The 17,221-nt window shown below is 69.0% G+C and carries 17 protein-coding genes, 1 tRNA gene and 1 pseudogene; 7 read left to right on the plus strand and 12 right to left on the minus strand.

Annotation, left to right across the window (positions count from 1 at the left end; genetic code table 11):
- The 5 genes and pseudogenes from LO763_RS28250 to LO763_RS28270 form a co-directional block, all read right to left on the minus strand.
- Positions 1 to 469, minus strand: a pseudogene (locus LO763_RS28250) (hypothetical protein); the annotation flags it as partial.
- A gap of 158 nt (positions 470 to 627) precedes the next feature.
- Positions 628 to 1,128, minus strand: coding sequence for a protocatechuate 3,4-dioxygenase subunit alpha (pcaG, locus tag LO763_RS28255; RefSeq protein ID WP_230792070.1), 501 nt, complete (start codon positions 1,126 to 1,128; stop codon positions 628 to 630).
- Entirely contained in the window at positions 1,128 to 1,832 is a 705-nt protein-coding gene (gene pcaH, locus LO763_RS28260) for a protocatechuate 3,4-dioxygenase subunit beta (RefSeq protein ID WP_230792072.1), read from the minus strand. Before pcaH ends, pcaG begins: the two co-directional genes overlap by 1 nt.
- Positions 1,833 to 1,840: 8 nt before the next feature.
- Entirely contained in the window at positions 1,841 to 2,560 is a 720-nt protein-coding gene (locus LO763_RS28265) for a CoA-transferase subunit beta (protein ID WP_255673105.1), read from the minus strand.
- A gap of 23 nt (positions 2,561 to 2,583) precedes the next feature.
- Positions 2,584 to 3,393 carry a CoA transferase subunit A gene (locus tag LO763_RS28270; RefSeq protein ID WP_230792075.1) on the minus strand — a complete coding sequence of 270 codons (810 nt, stop codon included), beginning with the start codon at positions 3,391 to 3,393 and terminating at the stop codon, positions 2,584 to 2,586.
- Positions 3,394 to 4,030: 637 nt separating this feature from the next.
- On the opposite strand from LO763_RS28270, the gene LO763_RS28275 reads away from it, so the two are divergent.
- Positions 4,031 to 4,103: transfer RNA gene (locus LO763_RS28275), tRNA-Ala, on the plus strand.
- Between the two features lie 200 nt (positions 4,104 to 4,303).
- Here the strand turns inward: LO763_RS28275 and LO763_RS28280 are convergent.
- Positions 4,304 to 4,663 (minus strand): VOC family protein, encoded by a 360-nt coding sequence (locus LO763_RS28280; protein WP_230792077.1) that lies wholly within the window; start codon positions 4,661 to 4,663, stop codon positions 4,304 to 4,306.
- A 107-nt stretch (positions 4,664 to 4,770) separates the two neighbouring features.
- On the opposite strand from LO763_RS28280, the gene LO763_RS28285 reads away from it, so the two are divergent.
- Positions 4,771 to 5,553: a helix-turn-helix domain-containing protein gene (locus tag LO763_RS28285; RefSeq protein WP_230792087.1), complete on the plus strand. Its 783-nt coding sequence runs from the start codon at positions 4,771 to 4,773 to the stop codon at positions 5,551 to 5,553.
- Between the two features lie 316 nt (positions 5,554 to 5,869).
- Here LO763_RS28285 and LO763_RS28290 read toward each other — a convergent pair whose 3' ends face one another.
- On the minus strand, positions 5,870 to 6,253 hold the full coding sequence (locus LO763_RS28290; protein ID WP_230792089.1) for a hypothetical protein: 384 nt from the start codon (positions 6,251 to 6,253) through the stop codon (positions 5,870 to 5,872).
- A 302-nt stretch (positions 6,254 to 6,555) separates the two neighbouring features.
- On the opposite strand from LO763_RS28290, the gene LO763_RS28295 reads away from it, so the two are divergent.
- The 4 genes from LO763_RS28295 to LO763_RS28305 all read left to right on the plus strand — a co-directional run bounded on the left by LO763_RS28295 (position 6,556) and on the right by LO763_RS28305 (position 8,971).
- On the plus strand, positions 6,556 to 7,095 hold the full coding sequence (locus LO763_RS28295) for a type IV toxin-antitoxin system AbiEi family antitoxin domain-containing protein (protein WP_230792091.1): 540 nt from the start codon (positions 6,556 to 6,558) through the stop codon (positions 7,093 to 7,095).
- Between the two features lie 47 nt (positions 7,096 to 7,142).
- Positions 7,143 to 7,838, plus strand: coding sequence for a nucleotidyl transferase AbiEii/AbiGii toxin family protein (locus tag LO763_RS28300; protein ID WP_230792093.1), 696 nt, complete (start codon positions 7,143 to 7,145; stop codon positions 7,836 to 7,838).
- A 33-nt stretch (positions 7,839 to 7,871) separates the two neighbouring features.
- Positions 7,872 to 7,997, plus strand: coding sequence for a hypothetical protein (locus LO763_RS29320; protein WP_255673104.1), 126 nt, complete (start codon positions 7,872 to 7,874; stop codon positions 7,995 to 7,997).
- Between the two features lie 416 nt (positions 7,998 to 8,413).
- Positions 8,414 to 8,971: a nuclear transport factor 2 family protein gene (locus LO763_RS28305; protein WP_230792095.1), complete on the plus strand. Its 558-nt coding sequence runs from the start codon at positions 8,414 to 8,416 to the stop codon at positions 8,969 to 8,971.
- Positions 8,972 to 9,057: 86 nt separating this feature from the next.
- On the opposite strand, the gene LO763_RS28310 is transcribed toward LO763_RS28305, so the two are convergent.
- Positions 9,058 to 9,720: a response regulator transcription factor gene (locus LO763_RS28310; protein ID WP_230792097.1), complete on the minus strand. Its 663-nt coding sequence runs from the start codon at positions 9,718 to 9,720 to the stop codon at positions 9,058 to 9,060.
- 38 nt (positions 9,721 to 9,758) lie between these two features.
- Entirely contained in the window at positions 9,759 to 10,604 is an 846-nt protein-coding gene (locus LO763_RS28315; protein WP_230792099.1) for a CPBP family intramembrane glutamic endopeptidase, read from the minus strand.
- A gap of 140 nt (positions 10,605 to 10,744) precedes the next feature.
- On the opposite strand from LO763_RS28315, the gene LO763_RS28320 reads away from it, so the two are divergent.
- The gene (locus LO763_RS28320; RefSeq protein ID WP_230792101.1) at positions 10,745 to 11,986 is read left to right on the plus strand and encodes a sensor histidine kinase; all 1,242 of its coding nucleotides are present in this window, start codon (positions 10,745 to 10,747) and stop codon (positions 11,984 to 11,986) included.
- Between the two features lie 580 nt (positions 11,987 to 12,566).
- Here the strand turns inward: LO763_RS28320 and LO763_RS28325 are convergent.
- The 3 genes from LO763_RS28325 to LO763_RS28335 form a co-directional block, all read right to left on the minus strand.
- The gene (locus LO763_RS28325) at positions 12,567 to 14,036 is read right to left on the minus strand and encodes a non-reducing end alpha-L-arabinofuranosidase family hydrolase (RefSeq protein ID WP_439650328.1); all 1,470 of its coding nucleotides are present in this window, start codon (positions 14,034 to 14,036) and stop codon (positions 12,567 to 12,569) included.
- 145 nt (positions 14,037 to 14,181) lie between these two features.
- The gene (locus LO763_RS28330; RefSeq protein WP_369432114.1) at positions 14,182 to 15,282 is read right to left on the minus strand and encodes an RICIN domain-containing protein; all 1,101 of its coding nucleotides are present in this window, start codon (positions 15,280 to 15,282) and stop codon (positions 14,182 to 14,184) included.
- A gap of 321 nt (positions 15,283 to 15,603) precedes the next feature.
- Positions 15,604 to 16,878 carry a CE1 family esterase gene (locus LO763_RS28335; protein ID WP_230792122.1) on the minus strand — a complete coding sequence of 425 codons (1,275 nt, stop codon included), beginning with the start codon at positions 16,876 to 16,878 and terminating at the stop codon, positions 15,604 to 15,606.
- Between the last annotated feature and the right edge of the window lie 343 nt (positions 16,879 to 17,221).

Here is a 17,221-nt window from a genome sequence, read left to right on the forward strand (position 1 = left end):
CGCCCTCGCCCTCGCCCTCGCCCTCGCCCTCGCCCTCGCCCTCGCCCTCGCCCTCGCCGAGCATGAGCCGGAGCAGCGCCGTCTCGCAACCGCTCAGGTCGGCCGCCACCGCGGCGACGGCGTCCCGGGCGACCAGCATCATCGCGGTGTCCATGATGTCCTGGCTGGTCGCCTGGCAGTGGATCGCCCCGTGGTGCCGCTCGGGCACCAGCTCCCGCAGCCGGTCCAGGACGCCCGCCACCGGGTTCCCCACGGCCAGCGCCGAAGCCGCCACGGCCGCGACGTCGAAGCGTTCGGGATCGGCGGCGGCGACCACCGCCGCGGCCGACTCGGGGTCGGCGTAGCCGGTCGCGGCCGCCGCTTCGGCAAGGGCCGCTTCGGCCTTGACCAGGGCCGCGAGCCAGGCCCGGTCCGAGACCGCCTCGGCGGCCCCGCCGCGCGCGAAGACCGCGCCGAACAGCTCAGACATCCGCCGCTGCACTCCTTTCGACCACTCGACGGCTCCCCTCATCCGGCCGCCGCAGGCTCCGCGCCGACCGGTCAGACATCCGCCACCCCGCCTGGTCCCCTCACACGGCGGCCCCGCCGACCCGACCGCCGACCACCGCAGCTCCCCGCGCCGACCGCTCAGACATCGAAGAACACCGTCTCGTCCGGGCCCTGCAACCGGATGTCGAACCGGTAGCCGTCCTCCGCCTCGGCGGCGATCAGCGTGCCCCTCCGGGCGTCGGGCACCTTCGCGAGCACCGGGTCGGCGGCGTTCAGCGGTTCGCCCGGGAAGTAGACGCGGGTGTGCAGGTGCAGCAGCAGCCCCCGGGCGTGGACGATGACCGCGAGATGGGGCGCGCAGCCGTCCGCCGTCGGGCCGGGCCGCACCGTGGTGAACGCGAACCGGCCCTCCGGCGCGGTCGGGCAGCGCCCGAACAGTCCGCTGTCGAGTCGGCCTCGCACGTCCGCTTGCAGCACTTCGACCAGCGCGTCCGGGACCGGGTCCCCCGCGCCGTCGAGCACCGCCCCGGAGAGGCGCAGCTCCCCGCCCTCCACCACGACCGGCCCGCCCGGGTAGGGCAGCGCGAAGCCGTAGAACGGCCCGACGGTCTGTGCCGGCGTGAGCGCCTGCCCGGGCATCAGCCCTCCCCCTCCTCGAACAGCGCGGCACCGGGGCCGCGCAGGACGATGTCCCAGCGGTACCCGGTCGCCCACTGGTCCACCGTCGCCTCCAGGTCGAAGGACGCGACCATGCGCTCGCGGGCGCCCGGGTTCACCGACTGCATGACCGGATCGTAGGGGAGGAGCGGGTCGCCCGGGAAGTACATCTGCGTGATGAGCCTCGAGGCGAACGCGGTGCCGAACAGCGAGAAGTGGATATGGGAGGGGCGCCAGGCCTTGTCGTGGTTGCGCCACGGGTAGGGGCCGGGCTTGACCGTGACGAAGCGGTAGACGCCGGCCGCGTCGGTGAGGCAGCGGCCGACGCCGGTGAAGTTCGGGTCCAGGGGCGCGTCGTGGCGGTCCTCGGCCTGGGCGTACCGGCCGGAGGCGTTGGCCTGCCAGACCTCGACGAGCTGCCCGGCGAGCGGCGTCCCGTTGCCGTCCAGGACCCGGCCGGTGACGACGATGCGCTCCCCCAGCGGCGGGCCGTCGTGCTGGGCGGTGAGGTCGTGGTCGAGCGGCGCGACGGGGCCGGCGCCGAGGAACGGCCGGGCGAGCTCGGTCTCGGGGTCGTGGAGGGGGACGAGCGGCTGCTTCGGGTGCCGCAGGGCGGTGGACCGGTAGGCGGGGTGGTCGCGGTCGGGGTGGGCGTCGCGGCCGTCGCGGCGCAGCGGGGTCGCCATGTCGCTCCTCAACTGCTCAGGGCGCGCAGGGCGCCGAGTTCGGCGGGGGTGGGGGGCGCGGTGGTCGCGAGGTCCGGGGCGATGCGCAGCGGCCAGCCGGTCCTGGCGGCGGCCTCGTCCGGGTCGGTGCCGGGGTGGGCGCTGACGAGGACGAGTTCGCGGGTCTCGGGATCGGGTTCGAGGACGCCGAGGTCGGTGATGACCCTGACGGGGCCGGCGCCGCGCAGGCCGAGCCGTTCGCGGGCGCCGGGGCCGTCGCCGTGGCCGACCGAGGTGGTGAAGTCGAGGCGGTCCACGAGGACGCGCTTGGTGTGGCGGACGACGACGACCGTCTCCTTGCAGGAGGCGGCGATCTCGGGTGCGCCGCCCGCTCCGGGCAGGCGGACCTTGGGGCGGCGGTAGTCGCCGATCACGGTGGTGTTCAAGTTGGCGTACCGGTCCAGTTGGGCCGCACCGAGGAAGCCGGTGTCGATGCGTCCGGGCTGGAGCCAGTAGTTGAAGATCTCCGCGCTGGAGACCACGGCGTCGGCGGTCGCCGCCAGCGAACCGTCTCCAATGGACAGAGGAGGCCGGTCGGGCTTGGAACCGATGGTCCCGGACTCGTAGACGAGCACGATGCCCGGGGCGCAGGTGGCGCGGGCGAGGTTGGCGGCCAGGGAGGGCAGGCCGATGCCGACGAAGCAGGTGCGGCGCCCTTCGAGCGAGCGGGCCGCGGCGACGGTCATCATCTCCTCGGCGCTGTGCACGGCCTTCACCGGTCCCCCAGGAGGTTCGCGCCGATCCACGCCAGGAACGCCTCGCGGTCCCGGCTGACGGCGTCCCACGCCATGTAGAAGTCGTTGTCGCGCTCGGTGTACCCGGCCGCGTACGAGGGGAAGGCGCCGCCGGGGACCTCGCAGACCCAGTCGACCGCCCAGTGGGGCAGCAGGATCGCGCCGGGCACGGGGGCGAGTTCGTCGACGACCTCCTCCACGGTCGCGACGGCGCGGTCGGCCGCGAGCACGGCCTCCTTCTGGGCACCGACGATGCCCCACAGCTGCACGTTGCCGTCCCGGTCGGCGCGCTGGGCGTGGATGACGGCGACGTCCGGGTTGAGGGCGCTGACGGCGGTGAGCCGCTCGCCGGTGAACGGGCAGGTGATGGGCGCGATCGAGTCGGTGACATCAACGAGATCGGTGCCGGCGTACCCGCGCAGCACCGCGAAGGGCAGCCCGGAAGCGCCCGCGACGTACCGGTTCACCATCCCGGCGTGAGAATGCTCCTCGATGGACAAATCTCGGGGCCAACCGTGCTCGACGGCGTCCCGCAGCCGGTGCAGCGAGCCGACACCGGGGTTGCCGCCCCAGGAGAACACCAGCTTCGCGGCGCAACCGGCCCCGATCAGCTGGTCGTAGATGACGTCGGGAGTCATCCGGATCAGCGTGAGGTCCTTGCGGCCCTGGCGGATCAGCTCGTGGGCCGCGGCGTGCGGGATGAGATGGGTGAAGCCCTCCATCGCCACGGAGTCACCGTCGTGGACGGCGGACGCGAGCGCTTCGGGGAGGGCGGCCAGGACGGCCATGGACCACCTCCGGAGAGTTCGTTATGCGAACGAACAGAGCATACACGAACATCGATGTGCGACCAACCGCCGAACGCCGCCCGAGATCGAGAAACGAGCACCGCGCCCACGCTCACATGACGAACGGAATTCTCGGAACCGACCTTCCGGAGCGCCGCCCCTGGCCGACTGCGGCCCCAGCCCTGGCCCCGGGCAACACGGTGGCGCCCGAGCCCGACCCGCGTACCACCGAGAAGCGACGCCCGCAAAGAAACGGAACTTCCCCCAGGCGTTCCCCAACGGCCCGGGAGGCCCGGAAAAGGCCGGACCGGCAGAGAGCCGCCAACGCGGGCCGCCTCCTCCACCAGCCCGCCGAGAGCGGGTCGACCCCTGGATTGAGGAGGTCTTCGGCGCGGTAGCACCGGTCCGCACCTCCGGCATGGGTCCCGCTTCGGAGGCCGCGCCACCGACCGCGAGACGCCTGCCGGTACCCGCCGGACCACGACACGTCCCGAACCCAGCCCGCACCCCTAATCAACCTCAAAACCCCAGCTCAGGAAGCGTGACCTCCATCTCCAGCCCCTCTATCGGCAGACCTCTCACCCCTGTGTAAACTAGTGCGGGTTCCAAGGTCTACGACCTCTGGAACGCCAATCAAGGGGCTTTGGCGCAGTTGGTAGCGCGTTTCCATGGCATGGAAAAGGTCAGGGGTTCGAATCCCCTAAGCTCCACAGAATCGGACATTATGCACATGAGCGGTCATCATATCGATGACCGCTCTTTGCTGTTTCAACGGTGGTTGTGGGCGGGAATTCTGCCGAACGATCCCCCGGTAAAGCTTGTGCTGAATTGGTGGACCTGTTCCTCTTGCGCTGCAAAGCAGAGCGGGTGCGTCGCCGCGCGGTGGCACACCTTTCCTTGCAGCGCAATGCTATTCAGGGCACACGCAGAAAAGATGCCCCTCCGGGTCGGCGAGCACGGTCCAGTCCCCGCCGCCCGGCTGGAACTCTGGCTTCACGGCCCCGGCAGCACACAGTTTCCGCACCGACGCCTCCACATCCGCGGTTGTCAGGTCCAGGTGGTAATGCTTGGCGTGATCGGGCCAGGTCGGCCCCTGGTACCCCTCGATGCGCTGGAAGCTCAGACCGACGCTGCCGCCGTCGCTGAGCTGGGCCGAGTCGGCGTCGGCGTGCGTGACCTCCCAGCCGGTCGCGAGCCGGTAGAACTCGGCCAGCTTCGTCGGATCGGCGCAGTCGATGACGAACGAGGCCAGTTTCGGTGTCAATGGCATGGCGTGACTCCTTCAACGCGGGTGACGGTTGACGGCACCATGCTGCCCGCCCCGGCCGGAAGCGTCTTGAACATTCTTGCGTCGGACCCGGTCGCTACCCTCGCCTCATGCGAACCTCCCGCGAACTGGCCTCCCACCGCGACTTCGAGGTCTCCGCCGTGGACTGCCGCGACGACCACCGCGGCTGGTCCGCCGACACCGTGCGCGAGGACTACTCGATCGTGCTCGCACGCCGAGGTCGCTTCCGTCGCAAGGCCGACGGCGTGCCCGCCCTCATCGACCGCACCCTCGGCTACGTCGGCGCCCCCGGCCAGGACGAGCGCTTCTCGCACCCCTCCGGCGGCGACTCATGCACCGCGATCCACATCGACCGCGACCTCTGGCTCACCACAGTGGGGGACCAACCGGTCCCCGAGATCCTGCGCATCGACGCCCACCTCGAACTCGCCCACCGTCGCCTCCTCTTGGCCGCGAAGGAACCCGACATCGACTTCGGCGTGACCGAACAGCTGATCCGACTCGCCATGCTCGCCGCCCGCCGCGACGCGCTCGACCCGCCCACCAGCCGGGACGCCGCGCTCGTGGCCTTGGCCTGCGAGGCCATCGCCGCCGAGCATCCCGACGCGGTGGGCTTGATCCCACTCGCGACACTGCTCGGCACCTCGCCCTACCGCCTCAGCCGCGCCTTCTCGGCCCGCATCGGCGTCTCCGTCACCCGCTACCGCAACCGGGTCCGCGCCGCCAGCGCCCTCGACGCGATCGAAGCGGGCGAGGCCCGCCTCGGCGAACTCGCCGCCCGGCTCGGCTTCGCCGACCAGGCCCACCTCACCCGCACCCTCAAGCAGCACTACGGCCAGACCCCGACCGCACTCCGCAACATGCTCATTTAACTAACGGGTTGGAACAACGCGAAGCCTGTCCATTCTGAATCTGCTGCGAGGCCATCGGCGTCAGGTAGGGTCGGGCCACCGACCCCTTTCACCCGCCCCATGGTTAGAGGAATGCTGCGATGCCAAGGAAGCAGTACCGAGTCCAGGTCGCCGGCGACCAGCGCAAGGACATCGATCTGACCAGATCGCGCAGATCCTGCTCGACCTGATCCTGCAGGCGTCGGACACCGAGCAGGCCGGATCGAGCGCCCGCAATCGGGGACTCGGGTGCAGAAGCATGTCGAGGTGGCCCCCTGATGAGGCGAGCCTGACGACCTCAGATCCGGCTGCGCCTACTGTCAATCGCGGCCATTTGGGCCAGCCATGATTCAGCGAGCTGCCGCCAGTACGGCGAATTAGACTGCTGCGCTGACGTCAGTGTTCTCGACAGCAGTTCCAGCGGCGTTGCATACTCCAGCGTTATCAGTTCGGCCCAGCATGTTGAGAAGTCGTCAAGACACGTTTGAAGCGGTTGTTCCATGAACGGCCACATCGGGATGAGCTCCGCGTCGGCGATACACACTCGTGGCTCTATCTCGGTGCCGACGCCGAGTCTGCCGTCGGGCATGCGGCCAATCCAAGCGCCGTCGCTGCGGTAGAGGGCGGGCGTCCACGCGAGGGGATCGTTAGAAGTCGAGGACACATTGTCCAGTCCGGCCATGAGAGTCCTCCCTTCGACGGCACGTGTGTCCGGTCAGCTCGTTGGTGTTCCCGTTTCCCTCGTCATGGTAGAAGTGCGGTTCGAGCGGTCCTCGTGCAACTGCATCAAAACAAGGATAGGTGCCCAGCGGAGTGGCGGAACACCCTCGTGGTTCCCTGACGAGCTGCGCCCGGCGCGATGTTCGTGCCGCCAGGAGCAATCGTCTACACATACCGATGATGTGTGTACACCTTCCCATGGCTGGAGATCGCGGACAAGCGCAGGAGCGGCTGCGCAAGCTGCCGTCCGTCTTCTCCCACCGCATGGCCATCGACGCCGGTGTCGCGAAGTCCAGGCTGTATCGCTTGCGGGACGAGGGGTTCATCGAGTCGGTCGGGCGGGGCCGGTTCCGGATCGCTGACGCCGAGTTTCCTGCGGACCTGGAGTTTCATGAGATCACCCAGCGGGCACCGGAGGCGACGATCTGTTTGGTCTCGGCCCTGAACCGCCACGACCTGACCGATCAGATCCCGGCTGCCATCGACATCGCGCTCCCTCGCGGCCGCCGCCGACCCGTCATTGAGGCACCGGTCGCCTGGCACGCCTTCGACCCCGCGACCTTCGCCATCGGCCGCACTGAGCTCCAGCTCGACGAGAAGACCGCGATCGGACTCTATGGGACCGAGCGGTGCATCATGGACGCGTTCCGCCTGCGGCACCTCGAAGGCCACGAACTCGCCATCGAAGCGCTCAAGCGGTGGCTGCGCCGCCGCGGCTCCTCCCCAGCCTCCCTGCTCGCGATGGCCCGCGACTTCCCGAAAGCGCGGCCCGCGCTGCAGACCGCATTGGAGATCCTGCTGTGACCGAACGACCGACCCGAGCGACCACGGCCGGCCGCGCCTACCTCGACTTGCAGAACCTCGCCCGCCGCGACCGCCGGCCGACCGACGAACTGCTCCAGATCTACGCGCTTGAAGGATTTCTCTCCCGATTGGCGGTCTCAGAGCACGCCGATCGACTGGTCCTCAAAGGCGGCGTGCTCCTGGCCGCGTTCGACACCCGCCGCCCCACCCGTGACATCGACTTCCAGGGCCAACAGATTCCGGGCGACGAGACCTACCTCCGCGACCTGGTCCTCGCCATCGCCGCAACTAGTCTCGACGACGGACTGGAATTCGACCTGGACGATGTCGCGGTCGAGACGATCCGCGACGAGGAGGTCTACAGCGGCGTCCGGATCGTCCTCGGCGTAAATCTGTCAGTAGCCAAGCTCCGAATGCATGTCGATATCAACGTCGGCGACCCGATCTGGCCCGGACCGCAGCAGGTGCCGCTCCCGCGCCTGCTCGGCGGACACATCGAGCTCGTCGGCTACCCGCTCACGATGGTGCTCGCCGAGAAACTGGTCACCGCCATCCAACGCGGCACCGCCGACACCCGCTGGCGCGACTTCACCGACGTGTACCTGCTCTCCCGCCGCCACGATGTCGCCGGTGCCGAGCTGACCGAAGCCAGCGCCCATGTCGCCGTCCACCGCCAAGCGCAACTTGCGCCTTTGAGTGAAGTCCTCGACGGCTATGCCGAACTCGCACAGCCACGGTGGTGAGCATGGCGGCGAAAGCAGCGACTCGACGACCGCTTGCCGGAACGATTCGATGAACTGCTGGATGCGGTGATCGGCTTCGCCGACCCCGCCGTCGACGGCAAGGTCGGCGACTGGACCTGGAATGCCGCCCGGCAGCAGTGGCAACCGCGCCGAGGATGAGCATCAGGCGCCTCGCGCGGCGCGGAGCAGACGCTTGACGCTGGAGAGACCGACCTCATAGCGGTCCGCAAGGACCCGTTGTCGGACACCCTCAAGGTGAGCGGTCACGACGGCGCTTCCGACCTCGTCGGACAGGCGGCGGCTCAACGCCCAGGCGGCGATGGCGACCTGGGGTGCCGGTGCGGGGTCAGGATCTTTGGCGGGGCGGGCGAGTAGGTCGGGGGAGCTGAATTGCATGAGTGCTGACCTGGGATGATGGGTTCAAGTAGGCCGTCACCAGCTTCACAGAATCGGATACTGAGCGGGCTAGCGGTCATCGTGTCGATGAACGCTTTTTTGCGTCGATCGCAGGTGATGGGCGGCGCAAGTCCTGGTAGAAGTCCCTTGGGTACTCAGCCGCGCTGAAGGCGTCCGGGGTGCGGATCGTGCCCGCAGTCGGGGCCGAAGGCGAAAGCGCCATGGCCCGCCGCGGCGGCGAGGCGTTCACCGCGCTGCTCGGCACCGAGCCGGTCGCCTTCCCGCCGACGAATGGACTCCGGGCAACGATCCGGCGACGTTCGCCCGGAAGCTGCGTGAGACGATGCACGACGATGGCTGAACCCGCAGAAGACTCCCTGGCCGCCGCCGAGACGGAACTGCAACGCGCCCAGTTGGCGGGCGATGTCGTTGCACTGGAGGCATTGCTGCACCCCGACGTCGTCTACGTCGCTCCCGATGGCGCCGAGTTCGGCAAGTCGCAGGACCTGGAGTCGCACGCCTCCGGGCAGCTTCGACTGACGAGCCTGGAGCGGCTCCAGAGCACCGCCCGCCAGTTCGGCCCGACGGGGGTCACCCGGGCACGGGTCAGGATCGCCGGCCTTGCGGTCGGCGAGCCGTTCGAAGCAGAGATGATCTACACGCGCACCTGGCTGTTCCAGCACGGCAGGTGGCAAGTGATCCAAGCACAAGGCGCGAGCCTGCCGCGCGAGCGGTGAACCCGCCGGCATCGCGACGAGGCCCAGACCCCGTGCTTTTGTGTACGGCTTCGGTCCCGGAGTAGATGCGCCGGGTCGTTTTTCGGTCAGGGGGCTTTCGGGCGGATGAAGCCTGATTCGTAGGCCATGATCACCGCTTCGGTGCGGTTGCCCGCGCCCAGTTTGGTGAGGACGTTTTTGACGTGGGTCTTGACGGTTTCCAGGCCCAGGTAGAGGCGAGTGGCGATGTCGCGGTTCGACAGGCCTTGAGCGATCAGGCGGAGCACCTCGGCCTCGCGCGGGGTCAGGGCCATCGGGCCGTGGGCGTTGCCCGGCGGGCGGGCGTGGATGGCCGCCAGGGAGCGGATCGCCTCGGGGAACAGCAATGCGTCGCCCTGGGCCACGACGCGGATCGCATCGGCGATCCGTGTGATGTCGCTGCGCTTGAGAAGGAATCCGTTCGCGCCGGCCCGCAGTGCCGCGTAGACGTACTCGTCGTTCTCGAACGTGGTGATCACGATGACCTTCGGCGGCTCGGGTACCGTCTCGCGCAGCAGCCGGGTCGCCTCGATGCCGTCCATGCCCGGCATGCGCACGTCCATGAGCACCACGTCGGGGCGCGAACCCCGCACCAGCGTCAGCACCTCGGACCCGTTGGACGCCTCGGCCACGGGCTCGACGCCCGGCTGCGCCGACAGGAGCGTCCGCAGACCGGTGCGCACGATCGGGTCGTCGTCGGCGATGAGCACGGAGACGGGAGCGGAGGTCACGGCTCGATGATGCCACCCCGCCCCCGCCCCGGTCCGGCTCAGACCAGTGCCGATTCGCGCTCCCGATCAACTCGCGGCTGTTCCGAGGCGAGCCGCCCGCTCAGGACGATCCACAGCGCCACAACGACCATCGGGACGGTCCCCAGCAGCATCCCCACGCCTCGCGTGTCGTCGCCGAAGGCGGTGCCGATGAGCAGGAACAGCACCATGTTGTTCCCCGCATGGGCCAAGCTCGCGGCCCACACCGATCCGGTGCGCATCCGCAGCCACGACAGGATGATCTCCTGGAACACGAACGACACCGTCCAGATCGCCAGGCCCGCAACCACATTGTCGAAGATCACGTAGCCGAGGAACGCGAGCGGGTAGTGCCACACGGCCCAGATCAGCCCGGTCAGCAACGTGGAGAGCACCGGCCGCTCGGGCACCAGACGCAGCCGCAGATAACTCGTCCACCCGAACTCCTCACCCCAATAGGCCGGCGTCAGCACGACCACCACCAGCATGAGCAGCCCGATCGAAGCCCACACGGGCAGGCCGGGGACCAGTACGAACACCCCAGTGTCGAACTCCCACAGACCGAGCGCCACGGCCAGAGCGAGCGCGACCGCCGCGAACACGAGCGGACCGAGCCACGCGGCCGCGTAGAGGCCGAGGTTGTCCCGAAGACGCAGACGCAGGCCCGCATCGGCGAAGCCCTCCTTCGTGACCCATTTGCGGACCGCGAACGCCGCGACCGCGGGGGTGAACGCGACGGTGGCGAGCTGCACCACCGGATTGACAAGCGACAGGTCGAACACCAGCACCGCCGTGAACATCCCTCCCCACGCCAGCCCGAAGGCCAGGAGGAGGAAGGCGATCAGGCCCTTTGTTCTCGGCTTCATGGGAAACGGTCCTTTCGAGAAGACGATGTCGCCGCCAACCCTCGCCGCCCGAGGAGGCCCCTGCCTCCCTGGAAAGCGGGAATCTGCACTCCCCCATCGGAGGGAGACGCACCGCCCGCGCGAGTGCCAGACTCGCCTTCATGCGACGACTCACCCGGGTTTTGCCCCTCCGCACCGCCTGCCACGGCTGGGCGCACGCCCTCCTCGGCGCACTGGCGGGAATGTCGGCCACCGCGGTCGCGACCGCCGTACTGGCACTGGCGTGGCCGCACACGCCCGCACCCGTGTTCGCGCTCGCCGCGCTCGCGGCCGTGGCACTGCTCGGCGTGCCTCGCGCAGGCAGGAGCGTGAGCGTCCGGACCGCCAACGCGCTCTTGAGAACCGCGCTACCCAGGCCGGAGACGCCGCGGCGGTTCGCGACGGCCGTGTGGGCCGTGGCCTGGACACTCTGGGGCGGGGCGCTCATGACCGCGACGCTGCTGGCCGGCGTGGCCCTGGTCCTGCCGCTGGTGTGGCTGACCGGTGGCGGCGGTGTCACGATCGTGGTCGACGCCAGGGTCTCGGGCGGCTCGGATGGGGCCTGGACGCTCCTCGTGGCAGTGCTCGGCGTGGTCGCGCTGGTCGCGGCGAGCGCCGGTGGTGCGCGGCTGCTGGGCCGGCTGGCGGTGGCACTGCTCGGCCCGAGCCTGGCCGAAAGGCTCGCGGCCGCCGAGGTCGAGGCCGACCGCGCCGCGGTCCGCAACCGGATCGCCCGGGATCTGCACGATTCGATCGGCCATGCGCTGACCTCGTTCACTTTTCAAGCGGCCGTGGCGAATCAGGTCTTCGAATCAGACCCCGACGCAGCCCGGAGGGCGATGTCCTCGATCGAGGGCGGCTCCCGTGCGGCGCTGGACGACCTCGACCGGGCGCTCGGGGTGCTGCGGGAGGAGCCCGAGCCCGCGACCGCGCGTCCGACGCTCGCGGACCTCGCCGAACTGGTCGGACGAGTCGTCCAGGGCGGCAACGAAGTCGACGTCGCGATCGACGGCGACCTGGACGCGGTGACCGCGGCGGTCTCCCGTGAGGCCTACCGGATCGTGCAGGAGGGCCTCACCAACGCGCTGCGGCACGCGCCGGGCGCGCGGGTGGAACTCAAGGTGACCGTCTACGGATCGGAGCTGATCCTCCACGTGGGCAACGAGATTGCGGCGGCATCCCAAGAAGGCGGCCGCGGTCGCGGCCTCATCGGCGCCACCGAGCGGGTTCGGCTGCTGGGGGGCACGGCCTTGGCCGGGCCGGAGGGCCCGAACCGGTGGGTGCTGCGAGCGACGTTGCCGCTCAAGGTCAGTCAGTCCGAGGCAGACCGCGATCGGGATGCCGGTTCGCGCCCGCGCCGGTAGCCTGCACCGCCCCGCTCGCGGCATCGACGTCCGGGCCCGGCAGATCCCCCCTCCAGGTCAGGGCGCGGGCCTGGTCGAGCAGGGCCGGGATCGTCTCGACCGTCGAGGCCCGGGCCCCGGCTTGTCGCCAGGTCTTGGACAACCGGTGCACGGTCGGCCAGGGACCGTGGCGTTCGGGTTCCGGGACCCGTCGGCGCAGTCGCTTCCATTGTCCGTCGGTCCGATCTCCGCGGTCGGCTTCGTGTCGGGCGCCAATCTTTTGAAAGCGATTCGGGACGGAGGGACGGATTCGTGCGGTCGGGAATGCTCGCGTAGTTCTGACGCTGCTAGCCGGAGAGGCTGACTTCGTACCGGTCGGCGAGCACTTGTTGGCGGACGCCTTCTTGGCACGCGGTCACGATGGCGCCCCTGACTTCCTCGGACAGACGGCGGTTCAGCGCCCAGGCTTTGCCGGTGTTCTGGGGTGCTCGTGCGGGGTCGGGATTCGCGGCGGGACGGGTGAGCAGGTCGGGCGGGCTCGGTCTCGTACCGAGCCCGCCCGCCGCCTCGGGAATACCCGCGCCGGACCTGCGTCGTACCGCTAGCGCTGCAGGGTCAGCAGACCCGGGCGGTAGGGCAGGAGGCCGTAGTCCATGCCATCGGAACTCGGGCTGCGTCCCTGGTAGAGGAACTGCAGGTTGCAGGGGTCGATGGTCTTGGTCTGGTCGGGGTTGGTGCGCACGATGTCGCCGTGGCTGATGTCGTTGGTCCAGGTGGCACCGCTGTTGGCCTTGCCTGCGAAGGGGCTGCCCTCCGTCGCGGCCTGCGGCGTCCACGTGCCGTTCAGGCTGGTGGCCGTGAACGAGCGGAAGTAGCGGCCCTGGCTGCCCATGGCCTCGACGATCATGAGGTACTGGTTCTGGCCCTGGACCTTGTAGACCTCGACCGCCTCGAACAGGTTCGCCTTCGTGTCGCTCATGACGAGCTGGTAGCTCGTGCCGAAGCTGCTCGGGAAGTTGCCGAGGGGCATGCTGGCGCGATAGATCTGGCCTTCGTCGTTGGCGAAGAACAGGTACATGTTCTGGTCATCGGCGATGAGGGTCTGGTCGATGGGGTTGTTCACGGGAAGAGTCCCGTTGAAGAGCTCCTGGTGCGGGCCCCAGCTGTTGGGGTCGGTGGGGTTGGTCGACGTGCGGTAGGAGAACTTGTACGGCCAGCCCCACTGGTAGGCGATCACCCAGACGTTCTTCGGGGCGAAGTAGATCAGCGTCGGGGCCACCGGGTTGAAGCTCGTCAGCCTGGTCTGGCCGGCCGAGGCCATGTCGGACCAGTTGGTGAAGGGGCTGAAGACCACCGAGTTCCAGGCGTCTCCGGCGTCGTGCGTCGTCGCGTAGACGAGGTACTGGCCGTTGTGGCGGACGGCGGTGAAGTCCTTGAGCGAGACCTGCCCGTTCTTCGGCTGCGCGAGCGGGCCCGTCGAGGTCCAGCGGTACGTCGACGGAAGAGCGCAGGCGCCGCTGCCGCCGTCGACGCGAGCGAGCTGCCATTGCTGGTTGGCGCCGCCCCAGTCGCTGTACTGCACGACGGTCGCGCCGTCGTCGGTCGCCGCACCCTGGACCTCGACCGCCTTGTCGCTGTTGCGGTTGATCAGGCGGACGTAGCCGTCGGCGGAGTCGGCCAGTCGGAACTGCTGGTTGGCGCCGCCGTGGTCGGTCCACTGGTTGATGGCGGCACCGTCGGCGGTCGACCAGTTGTAGACGTCGAGCACCTTGCCCGAGTGCCGCGCCCTGATCCGGTAGTAGCCGCCGCCGGCGTCCACGAACTGGAACTGCTGGTTGTTGCCGTTCGTGCGGGTCCACTGTTGCAGCGGGGCCCCGTCGGCGGTGGACACACCGCTGACATCGAGGGCCTTGCCGCTGCTGCGGTTCACCAGCTCATACCAGGCGGTGGTGTCGACCGTGGCGGCTGCGGCCGCGTTGGTGAACGGGTTGAGTACGGTCGCGGCGGCGGCACCGGCGAGCACGCCGGCTCCGCCGATGAGCATCCGCCTGCGGCTCTTGGGGGTTTCCATCCAGGCCATGGTGGCCTCCTTCTTAATTGAGGTTCGTCGGGTCGTAGAGATGCGAGTTCATTGCCACGGGTGGGAACGGACTGGCAGGTGCGCCGCCGCGGGCATGGTTCGCTGGGTCGGATCGCAACGCGTTGCGAGGCCGTAGTCACGGTCTGGTCCATTGCTGGTTGGCCTGTCCGCCGCCGCAGGTCCAGAGCTTGACCTTCGTGCCGTTACCGGTGCCCCAGCCCGAGGCGTCCAGGCAAAGGCCGGACTGCACCCCGGTGATGGTGCCGTTGGCGTTGAGGTTCCACTGTTGGTTGGCTTGCCCGTTGCAGTCCCAGATCACCACCGCAGTGCCGTTGCCGGTGCCCTGACCGGAGGCGTCCAGGCACTTGCCGCCGTACACCGTCAACTGCTTGCCGGCGGTGTAGGTCCACTGCTGGTTCGCGCCGCCCCAGCAGTCCCACAGCTGCACGTCGGTACCGTTGGCGGTGCCGAGCCCGGTGACCTCGAGGCAGCGACCGGACTGGGCGCCTACGATCTCGGTGCCGTCCGCTGTGCCGATGCTGCCGGGCACCGACCGCAATGCGGAGTACCAGACCGCAGCCATCTTGTCGTATCCGGCGGCGGTCGGGTGGACACCGTCGTCCAGGTCGGCGGAGCTCAGGGCGCTGTGCATGTCGACCAGGTGCACGTTCTTGCCGGCGCTCACCTTGCCCTGCACGATGCCGGGGATCGCCGCGTTGAAGCCGTTCACCGCCGCGTCCCCCTCGCTCCACCCGAGCGGAGCGATCTGCGCGACGAAGACCTCGGCGTTCGGCGCCGTCGTGGTGATGCGGTCGATCAGTGCGGACAACCGGTCCGGGGCGCCGGCGACGTCGTAGTTCTGCAGGATGTCGTTGGTGCCGATGTGCAGCAGCACGGTCTTCGGCTGGTAGGTGTTCAGCCAGCCGACGACGTTCGCGTGGATCTGGTCGATACGCCAGCCGGGGTGGCCTTCGTGATCGTGGTCGCCGAGGTTTCCCGGCCCGTTGAACTGCGACCCGACGAAGTCCGCGGTGTACCCGCCGCCGGCGAGGCGCTGCCACAGGCCGATCCGGTATCCGCCCGGCGTGGCCGTGCCCTCCGTGATGGAGTCGCCCAGCGGCATGACCCGAACCCCGCCGTTCGACTCCGCGCCGGCGGTACCGATCGGCGTCGTCACCATGCCCACCGCGAGACCGAGCGCCGCGATCCACCCGAGCCACCTTGCTCTCGTTCGCATCTCTTGTTCCTTGAATTCGTAGGACTTTTTCTGTTTCAAGTGGCCACAGATGAGGAAGTTATCGCTCACATATCGGGATCCAACGCTGACACATCTGATGATTCATCCGGAAACTCAACTATAGAGATACATCTATGTGTAGTCAACGGCTCGACCGAGGTTTGTCGGTACACCTTGCGTTATGGCGACCCGACGATCGTCACGATCGCCCTCCCGACTTCGTCGGACAGGCGGTGAGGGTGTCTAGGGAGCTGATGCGGGGTCAGGATTCGCGACGGGGCGGCCGAGGACGCCTCCGCACCCTCGGCCGCGATAGTGTGGTTAACCGGTCGTGCAGGTCACCTCCGGTGTCACAGCCGAACCGGAGCCGACGAAGCCCCAGGCGCTGACCGTCTGTCCGGATTGGATGGCCCCGTTCCATCCGACGTCGGTGGCGGTGACGGTCGACCCGGACGTGGAGACGTCGGCGTTCCAGTGGCTGCTGATGCTCTGGCCGCCCGGCCAGGTCCAGGTGAGCGTCCAGCCGTCGACGGCCTCGCCTCCCGCGGTGATGAGGAGGTTGCCCTGCCATCCCGAGCCCCAGTCGTTGACCACGTCGATCTCGGCCGAGCAGTCCGACGGCGGGCCGGTCGTCTCCTCGGGAGGGGTGGTCTCCTCATCGGGAGGAGTGGTCTCCTCGGACGGGTCGGACTCGAACTGGCTGAAGAACTCCCAGGTCTCTCCCGGCAGCCACGAGTTGGCGCCGTCGCCTGCGGCCCCGTCCCGCGGGGCCTGGATGTGGCCCTCGTCGAACGACGCCCAAACGACCGGGTGGTCCTCCGAGCATCCCGTGAAGGCGGTCGTGATGTGCGTGCGACTGCCCTGCGGAGGCGCGGGCGTGGTCTGCGGGGTGCAGCCGTTGTTGGCGACGAACCTGTCGCGTTGCGAGAGCCCGTTCGTGAAGTTGTCGGTGGTGCCGTGCGCCGCGAAGACCGCGACGGGTTCGGTGCCGCCGCTGCATCCGCTGACGAACCCGGGCGAGCCGTAGGGCGCGATGGCGCGGAACACGTCCGGGCGCGAGCACGCGAGCGAGTAGCTCATGGCTCCGCCGTAGCTGAAGCCCAGGGAGAACAGCTGGTCCTTGTCGACGCACAGATCGTCCTCTATGAGCGCGATCATGTCGTCGGTGAAGGCGATGTCCTCGCCGCCGTTGTTGGCCCAGGCGTTGTCGATGCCCTGGGGGGCGACGAAGATGGTGGAGTCGCCGGCGAGGCGCTTGAGACCGTAGTAGGCGTAGGTGCCCGTCTGCACCGCCTGGCCGGTCGCGACGTCCTGAGCGGTGCCTCCCCACCAGTGGAATCCGAAGACGAGGCGGTAGGGGTGGTCGTTGTCGTAACCGGAGGGGATGTCGAGGATGAAGCTGCGGCTCTTGCCGCCGCTCTGGATGGTGTGGGTGCCGCTGGTCAGCGTGGGAGCCTGACCGCATCCGGCAGTCGTTCTCGCCTGCGCCTGAGCGGTCGAGGGGTCGGCGGTGGCGGTGAGCGCGCCTGCGGCGAAGACCGCCGCCAGGGCTGCCGTGACCAGCGTGATCCGAGCACCCGTTCTCAAAGGCTTCATGATGAGGCGCCTTTCATGTTGGGAGGGACGTGGGGATCGGCACTGCTGCGGTCGAAATTTTCGTGAGAGGCTCCGAAAATTAAAATACTGCACTGATTGATAAATGTCTATATTTATGCTGGGCCTGTCCGGGCGTCGATGGTCGCCGGACTGGGCGTCGCGATGGCGATCGAGCGCCCGAGGGCGTCCGCTGGGCGAGCGCAGCGTGGCGTCCCCGGACGGAGCGGCCGCGCTCGGTGCGTCAGTCGAAGGCGCAGCATTCCAGCATGTCGTCGCCGAAGTGCCGCAGCAGGACGTCGCGGAGCGGCCCGTGGGGGCGGCTGGGGCCGTTCTTGGCGTAGGT

The sequence above is a fragment of the Glycomyces amatae genome, assembly GCF_020991375.1.
Lineage (GTDB): Bacteria > Actinomycetota > Actinomycetes > Mycobacteriales > Micromonosporaceae > Glycomyces > Glycomyces amatae.

Coding starts and splice junctions, on each gene's coding strand:
- pcaG (WP_230792070.1), bottom strand. CDS start 1,128: ATGCCCGGGCAGGCGCTCACGCCGGCACAGACCGTCGGGCCGTTCTAC.
- pcaH (WP_230792072.1), bottom strand. CDS start 1,832: ATGGCGACCCCGCTGCGCCGCGACGGCCGCGACGCCCACCCCGACCGC.
- LO763_RS28265 (WP_255673105.1), bottom strand. CDS start 2,560: ATGATGACCGTCGCCGCGGCCCGCTCGCTCGAAGGGCGCCGCACCTGC.
- LO763_RS28270 (WP_230792075.1), bottom strand. CDS start 3,393: ATGGCCGTCCTGGCCGCCCTCCCCGAAGCGCTCGCGTCCGCCGTCCAC.
- LO763_RS28280 (WP_230792077.1), bottom strand. CDS start 4,663: ATGCCATTGACACCGAAACTGGCCTCGTTCGTCATCGACTGCGCCGAT.
- LO763_RS28285 (WP_230792087.1), top strand. CDS start 4,771: ATGCGAACCTCCCGCGAACTGGCCTCCCACCGCGACTTCGAGGTCTCC.
- LO763_RS28290 (WP_230792089.1), bottom strand. CDS start 6,253: ATGGCCGGACTGGACAATGTGTCCTCGACTTCTAACGATCCCCTCGCG.
- LO763_RS28295 (WP_230792091.1), top strand. CDS start 6,556: ATGGCCATCGACGCCGGTGTCGCGAAGTCCAGGCTGTATCGCTTGCGG.
- LO763_RS28315 (WP_230792099.1), bottom strand. CDS start 10,604: ATGAAGCCGAGAACAAAGGGCCTGATCGCCTTCCTCCTCCTGGCCTTC.
- LO763_RS28320 (WP_230792101.1), top strand. CDS start 10,745: ATGCGACGACTCACCCGGGTTTTGCCCCTCCGCACCGCCTGCCACGGC.
- LO763_RS28325 (WP_439650328.1), bottom strand. CDS start 14,036: ATGGAAACCCCCAAGAGCCGCAGGCGGATGCTCATCGGCGGAGCCGGC.
- LO763_RS28330 (WP_369432114.1), bottom strand. CDS start 15,282: ATGCGAACGAGAGCAAGGTGGCTCGGGTGGATCGCGGCGCTCGGTCTC.
- LO763_RS28335 (WP_230792122.1), bottom strand. CDS start 16,878: ATGAAGCCTTTGAGAACGGGTGCTCGGATCACGCTGGTCACGGCAGCC.